Annotated in this window: 1 protein-coding gene; it reads left to right on the top strand. The window is 54.3% G+C overall.

What is annotated here, in order from left to right:
* The first annotated feature begins 153 nt into the window (after window positions 1-153).
* A complete protein-coding gene (locus ACOTYB_RS24895; protein WP_001247892.1) occupies window positions 154-444 on the top strand; it encodes a nucleotidyltransferase family protein in 291 nt (96 codons plus the stop codon).
* Window positions 445-527 lie beyond the last annotated feature (83 nt).

The following is a 527-nucleotide window of genomic DNA, read 5'->3' as shown; positions in this document are numbered from 1 at the left end:
CCTTTGAATGGGTTCATGTGCAGCTCCATCAGCAAAAGGGGATGATAAGTTTATCACCACCGACTATTTGCAACAGTGCCCTCGAAAATAGTTCTTGAAATTCTATTCTTGATTGCATATCATCTCAACGAGTTTCGATAAGAAAGGATGCGCATGCGACCGTCTGTTGTGCTTGACATGAAGCGAAGCGCAGTGCGTGAAGCGGTAGGCCGCTTTCGCGCCGCGAACCCGCGCGTCTTCGGCTCGGTGCTGCATGGCACCGACCGGGATGGCAGCGACCTCGACCTGTTGGTCGATGCGCTGCCCGGTGCCACGTTGTTGGACTTGGGCGATTTGGAAGAAGAACTGAAATCGCTGCTCGGCGTTGACGTCGATCTGCTGACTCCCGGCGACCTGCCGCCGAAGTTCCGGGCCAAGGTGCTCGCGGAGGCGCAACCGATATGAGGGCACTGTTGCAAAGTTAGCGATGAGGCAGCCTTTTGTCTTATTCAAAGGCCTTACATTTCAAAAACTCTGCTTACCAGGCG

The sequence above is a fragment of the Enterobacter cloacae complex sp. IR5450 genome, assembly GCF_049238665.1.
Taxonomy (GTDB): domain Bacteria; phylum Pseudomonadota; class Gammaproteobacteria; order Enterobacterales; family Enterobacteriaceae; genus Enterobacter; species Enterobacter hormaechei_C.
The sequence above is the reverse complement of the archived record's forward strand: the minus strand, read 5'-3'. Positions and strand labels throughout refer to the sequence as shown.